This window comes from Flavobacterium sp. CLA17 (assembly GCF_013112255.2).
Taxonomy (GTDB): Bacteria; Bacteroidota; Bacteroidia; order Flavobacteriales; family Flavobacteriaceae; genus Flavobacterium; species Flavobacterium circumlabens.
Window position 1 is genome coordinate 88561 of sequence record NZ_CP068294.1, and the last position, 22350, is coordinate 110910.

The 22350-nt window shown below is 36.7% G+C and carries 15 protein-coding genes; 5 read left to right on the forward strand and 10 right to left on the reverse strand.

The annotated features are described in order from the left end of the window. Position 1 precedes the first annotated feature (1 nt). The 7 genes from HAV12_RS00390 to HAV12_RS00420 form a co-directional block, all read right to left on the reverse strand. Positions 2 to 982, reverse strand: coding sequence for an arabinan endo-1,5-alpha-L-arabinosidase (locus HAV12_RS00390; RefSeq protein ID WP_370528473.1), 981 nt, complete (start codon positions 980 to 982; stop codon positions 2 to 4). 194 nt (positions 983 to 1176) lie between these two features. After that, a complete protein-coding gene (locus HAV12_RS00395) occupies positions 1177 to 2151 on the reverse strand; it encodes a glycoside hydrolase family 43 protein (RefSeq protein ID WP_171567991.1) in 975 nt (324 codons plus the stop codon). 284 nt (positions 2152 to 2435) lie between these two features. Then, complete coding sequence (locus HAV12_RS00400; RefSeq protein WP_171567992.1) at positions 2436 to 4055, reverse strand: arabinan endo-1,5-alpha-L-arabinosidase; 1620 nt, start codon at positions 4053 to 4055, stop codon at positions 2436 to 2438. Between the two features lie 10 nt (positions 4056 to 4065). Then, positions 4066 to 5613, reverse strand: a complete 1548-nt coding sequence (locus HAV12_RS00405) for an alpha-N-arabinofuranosidase (RefSeq protein WP_171567993.1) — start codon at positions 5611 to 5613, stop codon at positions 4066 to 4068. Between the two features lie 61 nt (positions 5614 to 5674). Then, positions 5675 to 6679 (reverse strand): arabinan endo-1,5-alpha-L-arabinosidase, encoded by a 1005-nt coding sequence (locus HAV12_RS00410; protein ID WP_171567994.1) that lies wholly within the window; start codon positions 6677 to 6679, stop codon positions 5675 to 5677. A 107-nt stretch (positions 6680 to 6786) separates the two neighbouring features. Next, a complete protein-coding gene (locus HAV12_RS00415) occupies positions 6787 to 8349 on the reverse strand; it encodes a RagB/SusD family nutrient uptake outer membrane protein (protein WP_171567995.1) in 1563 nt (520 codons plus the stop codon). Between the two features lie 29 nt (positions 8350 to 8378). Next, complete coding sequence (locus tag HAV12_RS00420) at positions 8379 to 11435, reverse strand: TonB-dependent receptor (protein WP_171567996.1); 3057 nt, start codon at positions 11433 to 11435, stop codon at positions 8379 to 8381. A 565-nt stretch (positions 11436 to 12000) separates the two neighbouring features. Here HAV12_RS00420 and HAV12_RS00425 point away from each other — a divergent pair. Continuing rightward, positions 12001 to 12690 carry an NUDIX domain-containing protein gene (locus tag HAV12_RS00425; RefSeq protein WP_132032655.1) on the forward strand — a complete coding sequence of 230 codons (690 nt, stop codon included), beginning with the start codon at positions 12001 to 12003 and terminating at the stop codon, positions 12688 to 12690. Between the two features lie 313 nt (positions 12691 to 13003). Here HAV12_RS00425 and fsa read toward each other — a convergent pair whose 3' ends face one another. The 3 genes from fsa to HAV12_RS00440 all read right to left on the reverse strand — a co-directional run bounded on the left by fsa (position 13004) and on the right by HAV12_RS00440 (position 16966). Then, the gene (gene fsa / locus HAV12_RS00430) at positions 13004 to 13660 is read right to left on the reverse strand and encodes a fructose-6-phosphate aldolase (protein WP_132032657.1); all 657 of its coding nucleotides are present in this window, start codon (positions 13658 to 13660) and stop codon (positions 13004 to 13006) included. Positions 13661 to 13668: 8 nt separating this feature from the next. Beyond that, positions 13669 to 15723 (reverse strand): transketolase, encoded by a 2055-nt coding sequence (locus HAV12_RS00435; RefSeq protein ID WP_171567998.1) that lies wholly within the window; start codon positions 15721 to 15723, stop codon positions 13669 to 13671. Positions 15724 to 15967: 244 nt separating this feature from the next. Then, positions 15968 to 16966, reverse strand: a complete 999-nt coding sequence (locus tag HAV12_RS00440; RefSeq protein WP_132032661.1) for a GntR family transcriptional regulator — start codon at positions 16964 to 16966, stop codon at positions 15968 to 15970. A 101-nt stretch (positions 16967 to 17067) separates the two neighbouring features. Between HAV12_RS00440 and HAV12_RS00445 the strand changes: the two genes are divergently transcribed. The 4 genes from HAV12_RS00445 (at position 17068) to HAV12_RS00460 (ending at position 22294) form a co-directional block, all read left to right on the forward strand. Then, the gene (locus tag HAV12_RS00445; protein ID WP_171567999.1) at positions 17068 to 18123 is read left to right on the forward strand and encodes an aldose epimerase family protein; all 1056 of its coding nucleotides are present in this window, start codon (positions 17068 to 17070) and stop codon (positions 18121 to 18123) included. Between the two features lie 44 nt (positions 18124 to 18167). Continuing rightward, complete coding sequence (gene galK / locus HAV12_RS00450; protein WP_171568000.1) at positions 18168 to 19328, forward strand: galactokinase; 1161 nt, start codon at positions 18168 to 18170, stop codon at positions 19326 to 19328. Between the two features lie 16 nt (positions 19329 to 19344). Then, positions 19345 to 20406 carry a UDP-glucose--hexose-1-phosphate uridylyltransferase gene (locus HAV12_RS00455; protein WP_171568001.1) on the forward strand — a complete coding sequence of 354 codons (1062 nt, stop codon included), beginning with the start codon at positions 19345 to 19347 and terminating at the stop codon, positions 20404 to 20406. Between the two features lie 202 nt (positions 20407 to 20608). Next, positions 20609 to 22294 carry a sodium/sugar symporter gene (locus tag HAV12_RS00460; RefSeq protein WP_171568002.1) on the forward strand — a complete coding sequence of 562 codons (1686 nt, stop codon included), beginning with the start codon at positions 20609 to 20611 and terminating at the stop codon, positions 22292 to 22294. Positions 22295 to 22350: the final 56 nt, after the last annotated feature.

Consider the following 22350-nt stretch of genomic DNA (forward strand, 5'->3'; position numbering starts at 1 on the left):
TCTATTTTAAAACCGGCCATAAATCTGCATCCCATTGTATTTCTTTGACCACTAATCTTGGTGTTCCGTTGGTTTTCTTTTCGTAAGCGTGGTAAAAAATATAATCTTTACCGTCAAACGTATAGACGCTGTTATGGCCTGTGCCAAAGTAATTTTCATCGCCCTGAACTACGATACTTCCGCCGCCTTCATTTAAAGATTTTCCGTCTTTATCGACATAAGGCCCGGTTACATTTTTAGACCTTCCAACAACCACTTTATAGGTGCTTTTTTCTCCGCGACAGCATAAATCCCAGGAAAGGAATTGATAATAATAGCCGTTTTTCTTAAAAATAAAAGGGGCTTCCAGTGCGCCATCGCCCGGGTCAGAATCGGGTAATTCGAAAGTTCTTTTGCGCTTAGCGATTGTATGCCATTCCTGTGGCTGAGCTATTGATTTTAAATCAGGATTTAGTTTTACCATCTTCAATCCTTCCCAAAAAGAACCAAATGATAACCACGGCGTATTATTTTCATCGAAAATTAAGTTCGGATCTATGGCGTTCCACATATCGCGATTGGGCTGTGACTCAATGACAATTCCCTGATCGACCCATTTGTATTTTTTGTCTTTTGGATCTAATGTTGTGTTTGTCACAACACCAATTGCCGAAGTATTTTTGGCGAAAGCCGAAACGGAATAATACAGATAATAAACATTGTTATGCAAAGAAATATCCGGTGCCCAAATATGGTTTTTGAAATCAGCTGCAACACCATCTGCCCAAACCGGTTTGTCTTTAAAAACGGGAGGTTCGGGATTCCAGCTTTTTAAATCTTTCGAACTGAAAACACTGATTCCTTTACCGGTGCAATACAGATAATAGGTTTCTTTTTGTTTAATAACAACGGGGTCGTGCACTACTATTTCCTGCGCAAATGAAACCGAAGCCATCAGGAAGGTTAGAATATAAAGTGCCTGTTTTATGTTTTTGTAAATCATATAATTGATTTGTTTGTGAAATGTAAAATGTGACCGCGACTGAGACTAAAAACTGTTACTGTAACCTTTTTTCTTAACCATATAAGTGATATAAGATCATTTAAGTTTGGACTGTAAACTGTGACTGTAAACTTTTTAAATCATATAAGAAAACTGTGACTGTAAACTGTAAACTGCGACTGAAAACTAAAAAACTATTGAATTCCTTCAGAAGTCATCACCACTCGTTTCATAGTTCCGTCTTTGTTGTAATATAATTTGTCTACACAAACCGATCTTCTGAAACTTCCTCCGTTTGGAATTGATGCTCCGTTGTGATAAATAAAATACGATTGTCCTTTAAAATCTATTATCGATTGATGGTTGGTGTTACTGTTTCCGGCTAATTCATTCAAAATTCCTTTGAATTCCCACGGACCTGTAATGGACTTGCTCATGGCGTAGGCAATTTTCTCCGGAAACTCATACGCGTATGATAAATAATACCAGTTTTTATGTTTGTGAATCCACGGTGCTTCTGTAAAATGCGGCAAATCGATGTGCTGAATTGGTCCGTCAAGTTCAATCATGTTTTCTTTTAATTTGGCATAATGGCAAGAGGTGTTTCCCCAAAACAAATAGGCTTGTCCATCACCATCGATATAGACCGTCGGATCAATGTCGTCCCAGCTTATATCGGTAAATTTTGTCATGTCATTTGTAATTAAAGCTTTTCCTAAGGCATCTTTAAACGGTCCTGTTGGACTATCTGAAACTGCAATTCCAATTGATTTTCCGTCTATACTTCCGTGGTGAACGGTTACATACCAATAAAATTTTCCATTTCTTTCAATTACCTGCGAAGCCCATGCATCGCCTTTTGCCCATGCAAAATCTGTTACTTTTAGGGGCACCGGATGTGATTCCCATTTTTTCATATCTGATGAAGAATACACCACCCATTCGTTCATTTTATAAAAATTAAAATCGTTTGGTGCTTCGTCATGACCGGCGTACAAATACACTTTGTCTTTGTAAACCAATGCTGCAGGATCGCCTGTATACTGCTCTTTGATAATTGGATTATTGAATTTTGCAGGATCGATTTGGTTTTTATTAGACTGTGCCTGAACTGTCGGACCACAGGTAAGCAAAACTAAAAGTGATAGGCATGTAATTGTATTTTTCATTATGATTTATTTTGGCATTTTTATTTAAACACATAGAGACATAGCATTCTTTGTGTTGAAAAAGGCGTCTCACTTTATTTAAATGCAGATAGATCTGTAATTTATTTGAAGTGAAACATCTAATACGATTTGTTAAGCTATGTTTCTATGTGTTAAATATTTTTTCCCGCAGATTTGGCAGATCAAGCAGATTTTCTAATCTTTTTTAATCCTTTAATCTGTGGCTATTACTTTTTGTCTGGTCCCGAGGCTTGGGGATTGGGATTTAAAAAAAAATTGGGATTTTAATTTATCTTTTTACCCCAAACCGGTAATCCGCCTGATGTTAAACCTGAATAGGTCAAAGTCACTTTTCTGGTGGCTAATTCCCAATCCCAGGCATCGGTTACATTACATTTTACTCCGTTTATAGTCAGGATTTTTTTGGTGCTGTCATACGACCACGTTCCATTAGCGTCCCCGCTTACTTTTTTATCTGCGGTTAAATAAAGGGTTACTGATTTTTGAATGGTTTTGTATTGATAATTCATGGTTATTTGTTCCCAGGTTCCAACAAAACTGGCTTCAGAAATTGTCGTGGCTGGTACTCCGGCATAACGTTCCGGATCAACGACCGGCCATCCATCTTCTGTCCATTGTATACCACGAACGTGTCCCATCATCACGGCATTCGAAACTGCAATTCCCGGAACTCCTTCCGGTAAACGTGCTTGCGAGGTATAAAACCACTGTTTGGTTTCCAGATTCTGAAAAATTCCGCAATGTGAAATTCCAACCCAACCCGTGTGATTCTTAAAGGAATACGGATGAGTCAACATCGGCAGGCAATCAGCTCCGTTGGTAATACTAATTCCGCTGATTGTCAAATACGGTCCTAAAATGCTTTTTGAACGAGCAACACGCGTGTTATAGGCAACCGATAATTCATCATAAGCCAAGAACAAATAATAATACTGAGTGTCCGGATTATAGATAATTTCCGGTCCTTCCAGTGCCTGCCAACGGTTTGTATTTACATTTCCTCGTCCTGCAATTCGCACTCCGTAATCGTCAATTGTCTTTAATTTATACGGTTTCCCTGTAGTTGGATTCAGTTTTAAAGCTGCGATTCCGGAATGCCATGAACCGTAAATTAAATACTGATCGCCTTCAGGAGTCTGAATAAAACTGGGATCAATGGCGTTGAATTTAAAATAAGCATCCCAATCATTTCCTCCGTTTCGAACATAACTTTTTACGCCGTCCGGTTCAGAACAAACTACCATTCCTTTATCTGTCCAATTGTTTGAAGCCAGATCATTTGTCTCGGCTAAACCAATAAAAGCGCGTTCTGTCCAGGAAGTATTGGTGTCTGTTCCTACAATAGGATTTGTAACCACAATGCTGTAATACATTCTATAAATATTTCCGACTTTTCGAACGCAGGGTGCCCAGTATCCATAATTCGGATTTGTAATGGCGGGTAATGCCGGAGACATTCTGGCTCTTTTTTTATTCAGGGAATCTTTTACCCAGGCCGGAGCTTCGGTCATGGATGATCCCATAAATTCCCAATTGATTAAATCTTTCGATCTTCTGTAAAAAAAATGTCCGTGTCCATCCGTTGCATTTCCATAAGAAGCATCGGTTTGATACATATAATAGTATTCTCCGCTTTTTTCAACTGAGGGATCATGTACGTTGGCCAAATTCCATTGTGCTCTGCTTCCCCAGCCTGATATTGCCGTATAATTGTCGGCGTACGTTGGCCCGGGAAAACCAGGTGTTACCACAACCGGAGGCACTACTACAGGATCCGGATTATTGTTTACCGGATCATCACCTGAACAACTCGTTAACGCAACTGCAATTAAAAATAGTCCGAGGCACGAAGCCATTTTTAAAATGGAATTTGATTTTTTCATTTTTATATTTTTATTTTCCCTCTAACACCACTACTGAGAAAGGAGGAATTGTGATTTCTAATTTTCCCTTTTTGTTTTCGAAACCTTTAAAAACCGTTGGTACAATTTTGTCTGGTGCATCGAATGAATTGTAATCCTGCAATTTTGCTGATGTTATAATCATTCCTTTGAAAGCTTTTACTCCAAGATCGTTTACATCAATTTCTATTTTATTTTGATTTTTTGCGTCAACATTTACTAGTGAAATATGAACCGATCCGCTTTTGTCTTTTGAAGCTGAAGCCGATACTGCCGGAAGTGTTTCTCCATTAAAAGTATATGACGGCGATTGAAAACTTACCGGTAATAACTTAGCATCCTGGTGCACGCTGTACATTTTCATGACATGATACGTTGGCGTTGTAATCATTTTTGCTTTGTCTGTAAGAATTACGGCTTGCAAAACGTTTACGCATTGTGCTAAGTTTGCCATACGGACTCTATCAGCGTGATTGTTGAATATGTTAAGCGTTGCTCCGGCTAAAACTGCATCTCTCATGGTATTTTGCTGGTATAAAAATCCCGGATTTGTCCCTTTTTCTACTTCGTACCAGGCTCCCCATTCGTCTACAATCATGGCTACTTTTTTCTCCGGATCGTATTTATCCATTACAGCTGCATGTTTGGTAACCAATTCTTCCATTTTTAGCGCCGATTGCATGGTATGGAAATAACCGTCTTCGGTAAAGTTTACACCGTCGCCTTTTTTACCCCAATCGATTACGGCATAATGATGAACCCCTAATCCTCCTAACATATTTAAAGGAATGTTTTTCATTAAAACTTCTGTCCAGTTATAATCGGCACTGTTGGATCCTGAAGCGATACGGGTAATTCCGCCTGTATTTTCCCAATCCGACATGAAAGTGGCGTATTTGCGGTATTCATTCGCATAATATTCTGCTGTCATATTTCCACCGCAACCCCAGGCTTCATTTCCGATTCCCCAGAATTTTACTTTCCATGGTTCCGTTCTTCCGTTCTTTTTACGTAAATCACTCATTGGACTTTTACCACTAAAATTGGTGTACTGTACCCAATCTGCTAATTCCTGAACGGTTCCGCTGCCTACATTTCCTGATAAATACGGTTCTGCTCCAAGCAATTCACACATATTCAGAAAATCATGTGTTCCAAAACTGTTGTCTTCTGTTACTCCTCCCCACCATTGGTTTACGATTGTTGGTCTTTCCTGTTGCGGTCCAATACCGTCTTTCCAGTGATAGGTATCCGCAAAACATCCGCCAGGCCATCTTAAATTCGGAATTTTTAATTCTTTTAAAGCTTTGATAATATCATTTCTAACTCCTTTTGTATTTGGAATTTTTGAGGTGTCTCCCACAAAAAAACCTCCGTAAATAGAACGTCCTAAATGTTCTGCAAAATGGCCGTAGATATTTTTGTTGATTGTCGGAGCATCGGCCGCATTCTTTATCGTAACAACTGTGGTCTGATTTTGAGCGAAACTTACCTGATTGCAAATGGTAATAAGAAATGTGATTAAAAGTGCTTTTTTCATAGTATGTTTTATAAGTTATAAAAGAGGAAAGCTTTATGAGACTTTCCTCTGAATGGTATTTTTAATAAGAAAGTGCTGGCCATCCTGATGACCACGTGAAATATACAATTTCCAGTTTAGGATTTCCATTGTCGGCTCCGTCATAATAATGAACGGATCCTTTTTGAGTTCCTGTAATTCTGGATAAATGACCAGGGCCAATATAATTTCCTTGTGTAGCTAAAACGGTCGTTCCGCCACCGTTCTTTAAATTGACTCCATTTTTATCAACATATGGCCCAAACGGACTTGTTGAACGGCCTACTACAATATAATAGGTGCTGTTTACGCCATTGCAGCAAGAGCCCCGGTTAACGAACATATAGTAGTAACTTCCTTCTTTGATTAAACAAGGGGCTTCCCAACTGGCACTGCTTCCGCCCGCAACAATGGTTCTGCTTCCTGTAGTTTTTCCTGTTGAAGGATTAATCTGGATGACTCCAATTCCGGCATGCCAGGAACCATAAGCCATATAAACATTACTTCCGTCGACTAAAATTGAAGGATCAATTGCGTTTACATCTGACGCTGAAGAGGATGAAACAACCACACCTCTGTCTGTCCAGTTTGTACCTGCCGAAGCACTTATTGCAGGAGCAGTTACTAACCCAATTGCTGATGTTGCAGAACCAAAAGTGGAGCATGAATAATACATATTCCATCTATTGTTAAACCATGCTACATCCGGTGCCCAGAATGTTTTTACAAAACCCGGTACATATCCTTTGATCCAACCCGGAGTTGAAGTAAAAACTGATGTTCCCCAAGTCCAGCTTGTTAAATTTGTAGAATACGTCATTGGGATATTATCGCCTGTCGTAAAAACATAATAATTGACTCCGCTTTTTACAATTGTACTTGGATCGTGTGAAGGCACGGTTCCGGCAACTGTTTTGGCTGTTAAACTTTTTATTTGAGAATTTTGAGTTTTTACAGCTGCATCCTCGTTTGAAGGGATTACAACATCTTCATTTTGACAACTTACTAATAATACTGCTAATAAAACCAAACTTGTAATTGTTTTCATTTTTTATAATTTTAGTTACTGTTACTAATTATCTCTGTACAGTCTCAGTCTCAGTTTTCAGTTTTCAGTCTCTACTGAAGACTGAGACTGGGACCGAGACTGAAAACTTAATAACTCTCATTCTGTTTTGTTCCCGGATTATTATCCATTTCTAATTGCGGAATTGGATAAAATTCTCTTCCCTGCGTATAAGAATTAAACTCGGCATCTCTGGATTTTAACCAGGCTAGTTTTGTAGGATTCTGTAACCATCCCCAACGGCGAATGTCGTCAAAACGGTGGCCTTCAAGAGGGAATTCCAAAAACCTTTCATGACCAATTTGTTCTCTCATTTCGACTTGCGACATTCCTGGTTTTGTACTGTTTAAATCCGGTAAACCAACTCTGTTTCTTACCATTTGAATGTATCCGTATGCTCCCGGAGTATCACCTGTTTCGTTTAAACATTCGGCATACATTAAAAGGATATCGGCATATCTTAATAGACGTTCATTTATACCGGAACGCCAATCGTATTCATCTGCAAATTCACCATCTGAATTTTGGTATTTTCTACAAAATATATCATTTAAATCTCCCGGACTGGAAGCATAGAAAGTTGCAAAGTCCTTACCATACAATTTCATTCCGCCCGGCTTGTTATAAAATATAGTGGCATCCAAACGAGGGTCAAGATCTCCTGTTTTTGTTTTTTCATCATGAAATTCATTAAACAATGCCCATGATGGCTGAACATCTGTCCAGCCAAAAGCTCTTGGTGCATAGGTAATTGCTCTTGCCGAAGTTTTTCCCCAACCTGAAGCCGGAGCACCGCCCCAACCTAAGTCAACACCACCTGCATCCCTGCTAAATTGTACTTCAAAAAGAGATTCAGAATTATTTTCGTTAGCAGTAGTAAAATTATCACGATAGTTTGACACTAAAGAGTACACTCCTAAATCTATAACTTGTCTAAAAGCGATTTTAGCATTAGGGAAATCTTTGGTAAATAAAAACGATTTTCCTAAATATCCTAAAGCAGCACCTTTTGTTGCACGTCCTTTCTGGCCTGCGTCTAAACCTGAAATACCAGTATAAGAAACAGGTAATAATTCGGCCGCCGCTTTAAAGTCTGCAATAACCTGAGCCCACGCTTCTGCTTCTGTTTTTTGAGGATAATATACTGCCAGTTCTGTTGGTACCGGTACATTTTTAAACAAATTAGCGGCATGAAAAAGATACAATCCTCTTAAAAAATAAGCTTGTCCTAAGATTCTGTTTTTAAGTCCTTCATCTGCAAAACTAATTTTAGGCACATTTGTTAAAACCTGATTCGCACGGTAAACTCCCTGATAATAGGTTTCAAATGCCCATCCGTATATTGAGGCATCGGCAACATTTGAGTTAAAGTGACCTGCATTATACATGGAACCCCAAGGGCTATTGGTACGGGCATCATCAGATCTTGCATCTAATAATAATGGTGTACTTCTCATGTACGTTCCATCTGTTAATAAACTTCCATAGGCAGCATTTACACCTTCAATGGCGTCCTGATCTGTTTTCCAAAATGAATCTACTGCATTATTATTTGGGTCAATTTGAGTCAAATCTTCATTTTCAACACAGCTTGTTGTTACAACAGCCAGTGAAAAGAAAATTGCTATATAATTATATATTTTATATTTCATTTTAATACGTTTTAATGGGTTAAACCAGTTTAGAAATTTACCTCTACTCCTAAAGAAATAGTTCTTGGATTTGGAAAAGATCCTGCATCATATCCTCTCGAAAGCAATCCATCACTGGTAAAGTCCGGATCATAACCTGTATATTTTGTAATCGTCCATAAGTTTTGACCATTAACATATACTCTTGCTTTTTGGATAAATTTATCTTTCATCGGAATATTGAAACCCAACTCCATTGTTTGCAATCTAATATAATCGCCACTTTCAATAAATCGATTAGAGTCTCTGCCATTTCCGTTAGGGTCACCAATAACGGGTGCAGGAACATTTGTATTTGTATTTGTCGGAGTCCAATAGTTAAGTTCATCTGTACTGTGGTTTCCATATTGTCCTGCCATTAGATTACGATACATGGCATTAAAAACTTTATTTCCTCCGCTGCCTTGCCAAAACATTGAGAAATCAAAATTTTCATAAGATCCGCTAAAGTTCACTCCAAAACCATACTTTGGAATTGAGACTCCCTGAAAAGTTCTATCGGCATCCGTAATAATTCCGTCACCGTTTACATCTTTAAATTTAACATCTCCGGGAGCGGCACCTGTTTGTTTTGGAGAAGAAGCCACTTCGGCAGCATTTTGAAAAATACCAATTGCTTCCCATGCAAAAAGTTCACCAACAGATCTTCCTACTTCTGTTTTTGAAACTGCTCCGTAAAGAGGGTTTCCGTTTACTCCAATTTTGGTTACTTCATTTTTTAACGTTCCAAAATTGGCTGAGATATCGTATTTAAATTTACGATGATGATTACTGTATGATGCTGTAAACTCAAAACCTTTATTTTGCATGTCTCCTGCATTAGTAAAAATACTGGCCGGGAAAGCACCATTAGAATAAGGTAAAGGAACACTAACCAACATATCTGTAACTTTTTTTATAAAATACTCTCCTGTAAATTGCAAGTCATTATCAAAAAATCCTAACTCTAATGCAATGTTTTTACTGGTTGTTTTTTCCCAGTGTACATTAGGATCAAGTGCTGCAATCACAGTTGTTCCGGGAGCAAGCTCATTATTAAAATCATAACCGGCAAAACTGTTTACTGTTGAAGCAAAAAAGTACTGCGGAATTGTATTGTTTCCTATTGTACCATAACCTCCTCTAAGTTTAATATTGCTCACCCACATTGGTAAATGCAAAAACTTTTCATTACTAATTTTCCAACCTCCTGAAAAAGAGTAGAAGTTTGCGGAATTATTGATTTCACTAAAAAGAGATGTTCTGTCTTGTCTGAAATTAGCTTGTAACAAATACCTGTCATCATACGCATAATTTAATCTGCTGATGTATGATATTCCTGTAATGGTAAATTTATATTCGCTGGCATTTCTTGCATCAGCAAACTGAAGCATTGGAATTTCTCCAGGCGTATAACCAACACCTCTAGAATTATATCGATGATAGTCTCTTCTTTCCTGAATCCATCCTGCAAGAGCATCAATTTTATGTTTTCCCAGTGAAATTTCGTAGGTCAATAAATTATTCATGAACGTTCTTAGCTCATTACCTGTTTCTGTATCTAAAGAAGCTTCATCGTTTGTAGTAATATAATACCATCCTAAATCACTTGGCGGTATAAATTTTCTGTTTTCCCAATCTGTTCTGTCATAACTTACATCCAATTTGTATTTAAGCCCTTTAACAATTTCAATTTCTCCCCAGATATCTCCAACAAAACGATTTCTTTTACCATTGTTAGTGATCAGATTATTATATCCAATAGGGTTCATTGAGATCGCTCTTTGTGTCAGGTTATCTGTTCCTCCATAACCACCTAATCTGTTGGCATCGTAAACAGGCATTGTTGGTACAGCACCTAACATATCACTGATAAATGTCTGTCCTGCATTATATTCGTTAAAAATTTCCTTATCAGATTGCGTGTAAGCAATTTTTGCCCCGTATTTGAATTTTCCTTTTTTACCGGACAAATTCAAATTCGTTGACAACCTTTCATAATCTTGTGGTGTTTTTAAGTAGCTTGTGTTTTTGAAATAATCAACATTAAAGCTGTACGAAATATTTTCTGCCCCTCCTGCCAATGTAAGTGCCTGATTTTGTACTACACCGGTTTGCATCGATTCTTTTTGCCAGTCTGTATCAACATTTGAAATGTACGATGAACTTGCGGGATTATTTCCAGGTGCAATATTTACCGGAACTCCTGCTCTAACATCTCTGTTTCTTTCGGCTTCGCTTGTAATTTTTTGATAACCCAAACGATCTGTTACATCCCATCTTTTAGTAACATTCTGAAGTCCTACAATAGATTTGAATTTAACATCTGTTTTACCTGCTTTACCTTTTTTAGTCGTAATAATAACCACTCCATTTGCTCCGCGAACACCATAAATAGCTGCTGAAGAAGCATCTTTAAGAACCTGCATGGATTCTATTTCTCCTGGTGCAAAATCATTCGGAGCGTCAACCATAATACCATCAATAACAAAAAGAGGATTGTTGTTGGTAAAGGAAGTTATCCCTCTAATTTTGACATTTACAAAACCACCCGGCTCTCCAGATGATTGTACTGTTACTCCCGGAACCTGTCCCTGAAGCATTTTGGCAGCATCGTATGTTACGGTTTTTTTAGCCGATTCCATATTAACAACACTTACAGATCCGGTTAAATCTGATTTCTTTTGTGTTCCGTAACCAATTACGACTACTTCATTTAATTTGTTAGTGTCTTCACCTAAAACCGCATTTACCTTAGATTGATTTCCTACTGTTAATTCCTGGTTCTGAAATCCTATAAATGAAAAAACTAAAACATCATTTGGCGATGCTTTAATCGAATATTCTCCATCAAAACCGGTGGTTGAAACTGTTCTGGTTCCTTTTATCAAAATGTTCACACCCGGCAAAGGCAATTTGTCCTGAGCCGAAGTAACAACTCCGCTAATCACTTTGTCCTGAGCCGACATTTGATGAGCGGAAAATAATAGCATCATGAATGCTACAAGCCATTCTTTTTTTGGCAATAAATAATTGCAATAAAAAAATAATTTTTGGTTTGTTATCATATTGGTTAGTTTAAGTTAGTTAGTGTATAATTATAAGTGTTGATTTTACATTTGTAAATTTAACTAAAAAAAAAGCTTAAAAACAAATTAATATCATAAAAAAAAGTGCTTAAAAAAACGCATATCGCAAATTAAAGATGTTTACACTATTTAAAGCTTAATGTTTTTTTCAAAAAAAAAGGTCTTTCCTTAAGGTTATTTGTGTAAAAACTACACTTTTACGCGAAAAGCCACTTTTTAAGCAAAAAATGACTTTTTTTAAAAAAATAACAAAGGAGCTGTTTTATAACTGTTTGAATGTGGTAACGTGCTTTTTTTGTAAAAATAAACTGATTTATAACTCTTTGTTTTACGGTTCAATTGAATCGTTTTAAAAAAAACTATTCTTTACTATCCTGTTTTTTGTTTAAAAAAATCATAAAAAACAAAAATGGATGTTAATTTTGCGCTAGAAGACGCTTTTTTAACTTTATTCTTGAATAGGTATTGTTTTAAGTGTGAAACCTACATTAATAAATTATGAAACCGATTAGGAAGTTTATATATTTACAATAAAAAATTGAGTATGCTAAACAGTTATAGCTCTGCCGATAAAGTCTTGTTAGCAGTAGATTGTATCATTTTTGGATTCGACCTTGAGGGTTTAAAAATCCTTTTAATCAAGAGAGATTTTGAACCGGAAAAAGGAAAATGGTCCTTAATTGGTGGGTTTTTAAAACGAGATGAAGTATTAGATGATGCGGCAATCAGAATCTTAAATACCTATACAGGTTTTAACGATATTTATATGGAGCAATTATATGCTTACAGTGAAATTGATCGTGATCCTGTTGAAAGAACCATTTCAGTTTCCTATTATGCTTTGATTAATATTGAAAATCATAATGCCGAGCTGATCAAAAATTATCATGCGCAATGGTTTAGTATTGCCGATGCTCCTCATTTAATCTTTGACCATAACGAAATGGTTCAGCAAGCCATTAGAAGACTTCGTTACAGGACTTCGATAAAACCAATTGGATTTGAATTGCTCCCTGAAAAGTTTACCATGCGACAATTATTAGAATTATACGAAGCAATTTTGAGCAAGGAATTAGACAAACGAAACTTTATCAGCAAGATTAATTCTTTAGAAATCCTGAATAAATTAGAAGAAAAAGATATGGCATCTTCCCGTAAAGGGTCTTATCTGTATACTTTCAATAAAGAAAAATATGAAGAGAAATTACTGAATGATTTTGTATTGAATTTATAAAAATTGGTTTACCCACGGATTTTACGGATGAAACGGGTTAGCGCAGATTATATTTATCAGAGAACGGATTAAGTTCTCTCGCAAATTTAGCAGATGGAAGACTTAAAAAAATCCGCTCAATCTTCTAAATCTGCGGGAAAAACAATTTTTTCGAATAAAAACAAAACCCTGAAAGCTACAAACTTTCAGGGTTTTTTCTTCAATAAAACTACTATAAAAATTATTGCCTTTAAGTTTGCCCCTCCCGATAGCTATCGGGATAAAGGATTAAAAAATCTGTGACAATCTGTGTAATCTGTGGCTGAAAATAATACTAGCTATTTCCTTTTTGATAATCAGCCAGAAAAGTAGCTAAACCAATATCCGTCAAAGGATGTTTTAACAAACCTTCAATTGCACTTAAGGGGCCCGTGATAACATCAGATCCTAATTTTGCACAATTGATAATATGCATCACATTACGAACGGAAGCTGCTAGTATTTGAGTTTCAAAACCATAATTATCATAAATCAATCTAATATCTTCAATCAGTACCATTCCGTCAGTCGAAATATCATCTAAACGTCCAATAAAGGGTGAAACATAAGTTGCGCCGGCCTTTGCTGCCAACAAAGCCTGTCCGGCCGAAAATATTAAAGTACAATTGGTTCTGATTCCTTTATTCGAAAAATATCGGATTGCTTTTACACCCTCTTTTATCATTGGGATTTTCACCACAATCTGCGGATGCAAAGCTGCTAATTTTTCTCCTTCGGCAACCATTCCTTCAAAATCTGTTGAGATCACCTCAGCACTTACGTCACCGTCAACCAATTCGCAAATCTTTACATAATGGTCTAAAATATGCTGCGCTCCTGTAATTCCTTCTTTTGCCATTAACGACGGATTAGTGGTTACACCATCTAAAACTCCCAAATCATTGGCTTCTTTAATATCTTTTAAATTCGCTGTGTCTATAAAAAATTTCATCTTTTCTTTTATTTTGAAAGGTTATAATTATTCTCTTTTAAATATTTAAGGATTTCTTCGCAGACATTTTTACTTGTAAATCCAAATTTCTGATCTAAAACTGATGCAGGGGCCGAATAGCCAAAATGATCTAAGCCAAATACTTTTCCGTTACTGCCAACTAAACTTTCCAGGTTAACAGGAAGTCCCGCCGTAAGTCCAAACACTAAGGCATTCTTTGGAATAATACTTTCCTGGTATTCTTTTGATTGTGATCTGAAAAGTCCTTCTGAAATAACAGAAGCAACGTTTATGTTTATTTTAAAACGCTCTTCCAGCTCAGTTGCAGCTTCTGTAAGTGTGGCAACTTCTGAGCCGTTTGCGATTAAAGTAATGTCAGGATTTGAATTTGATTTTACCAGATAACCTCCTTTTTTGGCTTGCGAAGCTTCATCAAATCTGGAGTTTCCATTTGTTGGAAGAGCTGCAATATCTTGCCTCGAAAGGATTAAACCTGTCGGTGTTTTTTTGTTTTCAAGTGCCATTTGCCAGGCTACAGAAGTTTCAATGGCATCTGCAGGACGCAAGGCCAGCAAACTTTGATCGCCGGAATGATTTTTAATTTTTTCCAGTAATCGAAGCTGAGCTTCCTGTTCAATTGGCTGATGTGTAGGACCATCTTCACCTACTCGGAAAGAATCATGTGTCCAGATATATTTTACAGGTAATTCCTGAATTGCCGCCAAACGAATGGCTGGTTTCATATAATCTGAAAACACAAAAAATGTTGCCACAACAGGAATCACACCGCCGTGAAGCGCAATTCCGTTTGCAATGGCCGCCATCGTTAATTCGGCAACACCGGCTTGTAAAAAACCGCCTTTAAAATTATTTTTTTGCAGAACAGATGATTTTTTAAGGAAACCGTCTGTCTTATCGCTATTCGATAAATCGGCAGAAGACACAATCATATTTTCTACATTTTCAGCTAAATATCCTAAAACGGACGCCGATGCATCACGAGTTGCTGCATTTGCTTTTTGAACAATACTGCCAAAATCCAAAACCGGTAAATCTCCGTTAAAAAACTGTTGCATCTTTTGAGCTAATTCCTGGTTCTGACTTTCCCAAGCTGAAATTTGTATTTTCCTATTGGCCGCTTCTGCTGTTTTATTGGCTAAAATAGTTTTGTAATGCGCTGCAACAGCATCATAAACTGCAAATGAATCTTCCGGATTTCCTCCCAGATTTAATATTGTTTTTTCGAAGCTGGCTTTTGTAGCGCCAATTGGTTTACCGTGCAATTCGCATTGTCCTTCATACATCGTTCCATCGGCGGTAACGCAGCCTTTTCCCATTATAGTTCTTCCGATAATCAAAGTTGGTCTTTCTAATTCGGCGTGGGCTGCGTTTAATGCGGATCGAATATGCGCATGATTATTACCTTCAATTGTAATTACTTTCCAGCCCCAGGCTTCATATTTCATCGCTGTATTTTCGGTTGTAACTTCATCTGTCATGGACGAAAGCTGTACATCATTCGAATCATAAAACATAATAAAATTATTCAATCCTAAATGTCCTGCAATTCGTCCGGCTCCCTGCGAAATTTCCTCCTGAACGCCGCCATCAGTAATAAAACCGTATATTTTATGATCGAATAAATTTTCAAATCTCGCCGATAAAAACTTGGCGGCAATTGCTGCTCCAACGCCCATTGCATGACCCTGTCCTAATGGCCCTGAAGTATTTTCGACGCCTCTTTTAACATCAATTTCAGGATGTCCGGGAGTTACCGAACCCCATTGTCTGAAATTTTCAAGATCTGATTTTTCGTAGTTTCCAAGCAAATGATATTGTGCATACATTAAAGCCGAAAGATGTCCTGCATCCATAAAAAAACGATCCCTGAAAATCCAGTTCATGTCAGTTGGATCGTATTTTAAATATTCGGAATATAGCATGTGCATAAAATCTGCGCCTCCCATTGCTCCTCCGGGATGACCTGAATTTGCTTTCTCGACCATCGAAATGGCCAAAGCTCTTATATTATCTGCCGATAACTGGTCTATTTTGTTATTCATTTTAAGCTGTAGTTTGGTTTGTTTTATAGTGGTTTTTTATTTGTTTTTAGCTCATAATAACGAACGCAAAACGAAACAAATAATAAGTGTGAAATTTACATTTACAAATGTATGTAAAATAATTCTACAAAAACAAAAAAATTGTTTCCTTATTTTTTTAATCAAAAATTTGATGATTTACTACTTATAAACAAATTTATTTATCACATAACCAGTAATACGCGAAAAACTCATTTTTTATCTCTTACAGCGAATTCCGGATGGTTAAGGACGATTTATTCTCAATCTGTTCTTTATTCCCTTTCAAAACCATTTCGGCCAAAATTTTTCCCATAGCTTCAAAATGAGTTGAAATTGTCGTAATTCCATTGGCTGCAATTTTTTTGAGTGGCGTTTCATTGTAAGAGATAATACCAAAATCGCTACCTAATTTTAAGCTTTGCTTTCCGGCATTTTCAATAACTTTTACCAGATCCCGATCATTCGGAATAATATAAAGATCTCCTGTTGTGATTTCTCTTGCGGTAAATTCGGTGATGATTTCGTAGTTAAAATGATAGGCGTCACAAAAATCCTCAAAACCTGATTTCATACCAAGGGGTTCCCTGAATCCCGGAAAAATCAAAATGAGTTTTTTGTATTTATTCAATCTGGATTTCGCTTTAAACAATCCTTCAAAAATATCTTTCTGATGATTTTGATAAATTGCGGGATACGATTTTAAGTTCTCATTGGTCTGATCCAGTATGATTACTTCATTTACTGGTAGGGTTTTTATAAAATTTACTACATCGTTTAAGTTCGTCGGCATAATAATGTATTTGGTGTAATTTCCGTTGCTGTCATTTATTAGCTTCTGAAATACTTTGACATTAAAATGATGAAAGAAAATATCGACCTGAACATTCTTTCCAATGTTTTTCAGGAACGAATTGTAAATGTCTTCTTTGAAAATATTCAATTCATCAAAAAGTAAAAAAATTCTATGTTTCAGGGTAGTTTCAACGCTTTTTACATAATAGCCTTTACCTGGAATGGCATAAATAATCCCTCTTTTTTTAAGTTCATCGTAAGCTTGTAAAACCGTGTCGCGCGATAATGAAAAAGCCAGGCAAACTTTATTGACGGATGGCAATCTGTCTCCTTTTTTTAATTTTTCTTCTTCGATAGCTTTCTCAATTGAAAGAATTATCTGCTTATATTTTGGGAGCCCTAAATTGTTTTGTACAGAAATTACGTTCATAAAAAATAGTTTTTGGATGCAAGATACAAAAACTGGTAGGTACTGGTATGTGATTTTTCGAAATGTTTCTATTTTTGAATTTCATTTTTGGTAAAAATTATATGAAAATAAAACAGATATCTCATTTTCAGAATCTATCTGACTACAAATTGTTTGGTTTAATGCCTGACAACGAAGAAATCTATTCTTTCGAATTGACAAACAAAAACGGAATGAAAGTTCAGATCGTCAATTACGGAGCAACCGTAACTTCTTTGCAGGTTCCGCTTTCAAATGGTACCCTGAAAGACGTTGTTCTGGGTTTTGACAATCTTGAGGCGTACCTGGATTCTTATACCTTACCAAGCGCACCTTATTTCGGAACTACTGTTGGTCGTTATGCCGGAAGAATACACAATGGTTCTTTTGTTCTAAATAATACAACTTTTAAGCTGCCGGCCAATAATAATGGTAATACGCTGCATGGCGGTACTTTTGGTTTTGGAAGAAAAGTATGGAATGTGGTCAATGTAACTTCCGGTGAAAATCCGTCGATTACTTTTGGTCTTTTAAGCGAAGACTCGGACGAAAATTTTCCGGGAGAAATGCATGTCTACCTGACGTATACGGTAACGGAAGAAAACGAATTAAAATTAGAATATAAAGCGACAACAACGGAAGATACTATTATTAACCTGACACACCACAGTTATTTCAACCTCAACGGTCATGATTCGAGCGTTTTAGATCAGGAGATATTTATCAAATCGGTCAAAATGCTGGAAACGGATGAGAACAATATTCCGACAGGGAATTTAACGGATCTTACGAATCATGCTTTCGACTTCAGGACACCAAAAAAATGCCCATTTCCGATTGATAATTCTTTTGTCGTGAATTCGAAAACAGAGGTTGTTGCAAGATTAATCAGCTTAGAAAACAATTTACAAATGAACGTTTATACCGATCAGCCCAGTGTTCATATCTATGTTGGCGGGAATTGTTTTGGCAGGCTAAAAGGAAAGCAAGATGCGGCTTATCATCCGTCAAGCGGAATTTGTTTTGAGACACAAAATTTTCCGGATGCACCCAATCATAAAAATTTTCCGAATTCGATCCTGAAAAAAGGAGAAGAATACAGTCAGAAAACGGTTTATCGATTTGAAAATATAAATTAAGATTCTAGAACAACTACAGCACAACGCTTTACAATTACAAAATAATGAATGACATTTTAATACAGGATACAACGGCATTTTTTGAGAAATCATTTGGTTCTTCTCCTCAAAAAACCGTGCTTTCTCCGGGAAGAATAAACATTATCGGAGAACATATCGATTATAATGACGGTTATGTTTTACCGGCAGCAATTGACAAAGTAATCTGCTTTGCTTTTGAGAAAAACAATACCAAAAAATCTAAAATAATCGCCATCGATTTAAACGAAGAATTTGAGGTCGATCTTACGCAGGAAATTAAGTTAAGTGATGTTGTCTGGACCAATTATATTCTTGGTGTAATCAAACAATTACAGGATAATGGTTTTTCTTTTGAAGGTTTCAACTGTGTTTTCAGCAGTAATATTCCGGTTGGTTCTGGGCTGTCTTCTTCTGCGGCTTTAGAATGCGGGATGCTTTTTGGCATTGCAGCACTTTTCGATCTTACGATTACAAAAGTTGACATTGCCTTAATGGGTCAAAAAGCGGAACACTGGGTAGGTATCAATTGCGGAATTATGGACCAGTTTTCAAGTGTTCACGGAATTGAAGATAAAGTGATCAAATTAGATTGCAATACATTGGAATTTGAATATCACGATGCTAATTTCAAAGATTATTCATTAATCTTAATGGACAGTAATGTAAAACATTCGCTTTTCACTTCTGAATACAATACCAGAAGACTTGAATGTGAAGAAGGTTTATCAATCATAAAAAATTATTTTCCGGAAGTAAAAAGTTTTAGAAATTGTACCGAAGAACAGCTTTTGAGCATTCAGGATAAAATGAATCCGACTGTTTTTAAAAGAGTACATTTTGTTATCAAAGAAATTAACCGTGTCATAAAAGCTTGTGAGGCATTAGATAACGGGAATATTGAACTTTTGGGAGCGTTACTTTTTGAGACGCATTACGGGTTATCGCAGGAATATGAAGTAAGTTGTGCAGAGCTGGATATGCTGGTGGATACAGCAAAAGCAGATGATTCTGTGATCGGTTCCCGATTGATGGGAGGGGGTTTTGGTGGGTGTACCATAAATTTAATAAAAAAAGGTTGCGAAAATGAGGCTAAACGTAAGTTTTCAAATCTTTATTTAGATACATTTGGGATTGAATTAAAATTTTATGATGTAAAAATCTCAAACGGAACAACACTACTTTAATACCACTAGCAGTACAATGAAAAATTTTGACATTACCGAAGATCCTCACAGACGTTTCAATCCACTAATCAACGAATGGGTTTTAGTATCACCCCATCGTGCAAAACGTCCATGGCAAGGGCAAAACGAAACTATTTCAACCGAAGCTTTGCCAAATTACGACCCCACTTGCTACCTCTGTCCGGGGAATGTTCGTGCCAATGGAGTCAGCAATCCCAAATACGAAAGCAGTTTTGTATTTGAAAATGATTTCGCCGCAATGAAGCAGGATGAAATTATGTTTGAAGAAGATATTAAACATACTTTTTTTAAAGCACAACCGGAACGCGGAATTTCGCGAGTGGTTTGTTTTTCACCAAGACATGATCTAACCTTACCGGAAATGAATATTGACGGAATTGAAAATATCATTACAACCTGGCAAAAAGAGTACACTGATTTAGGAAACATCAAATACATCAATCACGTTCAGATTTTCGAAAATAAAGGAAGTGTAATGGGCTGCAGCAACCCGCACCCGCACGGACAAATCTGGGCACAGTCTTCCTTACCGACCCAGGTAGAAAAAACGCAAAAAAACCTGAAAGCTTATTTTGACAAAAACGGTAAGACGATGCTGGCAGATTACCTGCAGGCCGAACTAAGATCCGGGGAACGCATTGTAATCGAGAACGATCATTTTGTGGCACTGGTTCCGTTTTGGGCTACATGGCCTTATGAAACTATGATTATCAGTAAAAGAACTTTTGGAAAAATCACAGATTTTACTGCTGACGAAACGACTTCTTTTGCAACAATCCTAAAACAGCTGACCTCAAAGTACGATAACGTATTCAATACTTCTTTTCCATATTCATCAGGAATTCACCAATCTCCGACAGATGGTCTGGAACATGCCGAGTGGCATTTTCACATGCATTTTTATCCGCCTTTATTGCGATCTGCAACGGTTAAGAAATTCATGGTTGGGTACGAAATGTTAGGAGAATCACAAAGGGACATTACTCCTGAAAAAAGTGCAGAAATTTTAAGACAATTGTCAGATGTTCACTATAAAACGAAACTAAAAGCAGACTAAAATTGCATTTAATGTAATAATGTAGTTATAAATGTTAAAAACACATTTATTTTTGGTGTGGAAATGTTTTTTTGTCTTATTTTTGGCTTTGGGTCATTTTTTCACAAAAAAATAACGAAATAAAAACACATCCTATATTTTAAACCGTATTAAATAATAAAACAAACAATCACCTTTACTAATTTTTAAACTATTACTAACAATGAACCAGAACCTTGCTTTCGCAGATTATGCGGTTTTTATTATCTATTTTATCGTAGTGACAACCTACGGTTTTACTATTTACCACAAACGTAAAAAAGACGAACAAGATGCTAAAGCTTACTTTTTGGCTGAAGGGAATTTAACCTGGTGGGCTATTGGAGCGTCTTTAATTGCTTCTAATATTTCTGCTGAGCAATTCATCGGAATGAGTGGGGAAGGTTTCTTTTTAGGAATTGCAGTTGCTGCTTACGAATGGTTAGCGGCTGTTGCTTTAATTATTGTAGCGGTTTGGTTTATTCCGGTTTATCTTAAAAATAAGATTTACACCATGCCACAATTCTTAAAAACGCGTTATAATGAATCGACTGCATTGATTATGGCCGTTTTCTGGTTGTTTTTGTATGTATTTGTAAACTTAACTTCTATTTTATATTTGGGTGCGGTTGCCATTAACGGACTTGCAGGCGGAGAATACCTGCATGTAATCATGGTTGGACTGGCTTTATTCGCTTTATTGATTTCCTTAGGAGGAATGAAGGTAGTAGCGTATACAGACGTTATTCAGGTAGCCGTTTTAATTATTGGTGGTTTAGTGACCTCTTATATTGCACTAACAACCGTTGGACAATATTTTGGCGTTGGCGAAAATGCTATCGCAGGTTTTAAAGTTTTAATGAGAGAAGCTCCGGAGCATTTCAAAATGATTATTCCAAAACCAACGGCAACTTCCTCTCAACTTGATATTGACAAATATTTGACTTTCCCGGGTTTGATGTCTTACCTTGCCGGTATCTGGATTATCAACCTGAATTACTGGGGTTGTAACCAATACATTACACAAAGAGCTTTGGGTGCAGATTTACAAACAGCCCGTACAGGTATTTTATTTGCCGGTATGTTAAAATTATTAATGCCTTTAATCGTAATGTTACCGGGTATTGCTGCTTATGTTTTATATCAAAACGGACATTTACCACAATTAGTGGGAGGAAAAGACGGCGCTTACTCTGCTGTATTGACTTTCCTGCCAACAGGTTTAAAAGGACTTTCCGTAGCGGCCTTGACTGCTGCAATTGTAGCCTCATTAGCCGGAAAAGTAAACAGTATCTCGACAATCTATACTTTAGATATTCATAAAAAATACATCCAGAAAGAAGCGGGTGAAAAACAACAGGTAAACATTGGCAGAATTGCCGTTTTTGCTGCAATGCTTCTGGCTGTTCTGTTTACATGGAATGACATCCTGGGAATTGGCGGAGTTGGTGGATTTACTTATATCCAAAAATATACCGGATTTATCAGCCCCGGAGTTTTTGCCATGTTCTTTCTTGGTATGTTCTGGAAAAGAACTACCGGAACTGCAGCGATTGTGGGTGTAATTTTAGGATTTGTGTTGTCTGTATTGTTCAACGAATATGCTCCGATGCTGTTTGGAAACGAAACTTTGTTATACACGGCTTATCCTAACGGAAAAGGTGCTTTCGAAATTCCTTTCCATATCTGTATGGGATTATCATTCTTCTTTACGATGTTAGCTATGATTGCAATTAGTTTTGCAGGACCAAAAGTAAATCCTAAAGCATTTGAAATAGATTCTGAAATGTTTAAAGTTAAACCACAAACTACGGTTTTAATCGTAATTACCTTATTGATTATTGTGGCATTATATGTTAAATTCTGGTAGTATAATTTTTTACTATATTATTTTTTGAAGAAAGAAGAGGATATCAAAAACGATAT

Coding starts and splice junctions, on each gene's coding strand:
- HAV12_RS00395 (WP_171567991.1), bottom strand. CDS start 2,151: ATGAAAAATACAATTACATGCCTATCACTTTTAGTTTTGCTTACCTGT.
- HAV12_RS00415 (WP_171567995.1), bottom strand. CDS start 8,349: ATGAAATATAAAATATATAATTATATAGCAATTTTCTTTTCACTGGCT.
- HAV12_RS00420 (WP_171567996.1), bottom strand. CDS start 11,435: ATGATAACAAACCAAAAATTATTTTTTTATTGCAATTATTTATTGCCA.
- galK (WP_171568000.1), top strand. CDS start 18,168: ATGAATGACATTTTAATACAGGATACAACGGCATTTTTTGAGAAATCA.
- HAV12_RS00425 (WP_132032655.1), top strand. CDS start 12,001: ATGCTAAACAGTTATAGCTCTGCCGATAAAGTCTTGTTAGCAGTAGAT.
- HAV12_RS00400 (WP_171567992.1), bottom strand. CDS start 4,055: ATGAAAAAATCAAATTCCATTTTAAAAATGGCTTCGTGCCTCGGACTA.
- fsa (WP_132032657.1), bottom strand. CDS start 13,660: ATGAAATTTTTTATAGACACAGCGAATTTAAAAGATATTAAAGAAGCC.
- HAV12_RS00440 (WP_132032661.1), bottom strand. CDS start 16,966: ATGAACGTAATTTCTGTACAAAACAATTTAGGGCTCCCAAAATATAAG.
- HAV12_RS00455 (WP_171568001.1), top strand. CDS start 19,345: ATGAAAAATTTTGACATTACCGAAGATCCTCACAGACGTTTCAATCCA.
- HAV12_RS00435 (WP_171567998.1), bottom strand. CDS start 15,723: ATGAATAACAAAATAGACCAGTTATCGGCAGATAATATAAGAGCTTTG.
- HAV12_RS00410 (WP_171567994.1), bottom strand. CDS start 6,679: ATGAAAACAATTACAAGTTTGGTTTTATTAGCAGTATTATTAGTAAGT.
- HAV12_RS00445 (WP_171567999.1), top strand. CDS start 17,068: ATGAAAATAAAACAGATATCTCATTTTCAGAATCTATCTGACTACAAA.
- HAV12_RS00390 (WP_370528473.1), bottom strand. CDS start 982: ATGATTTACAAAAACATAAAACAGGCACTTTATATTCTAACCTTCCTG.
- HAV12_RS00405 (WP_171567993.1), bottom strand. CDS start 5,613: ATGAAAAAAGCACTTTTAATCACATTTCTTATTACCATTTGCAATCAG.
- HAV12_RS00460 (WP_171568002.1), top strand. CDS start 20,609: ATGAACCAGAACCTTGCTTTCGCAGATTATGCGGTTTTTATTATCTAT.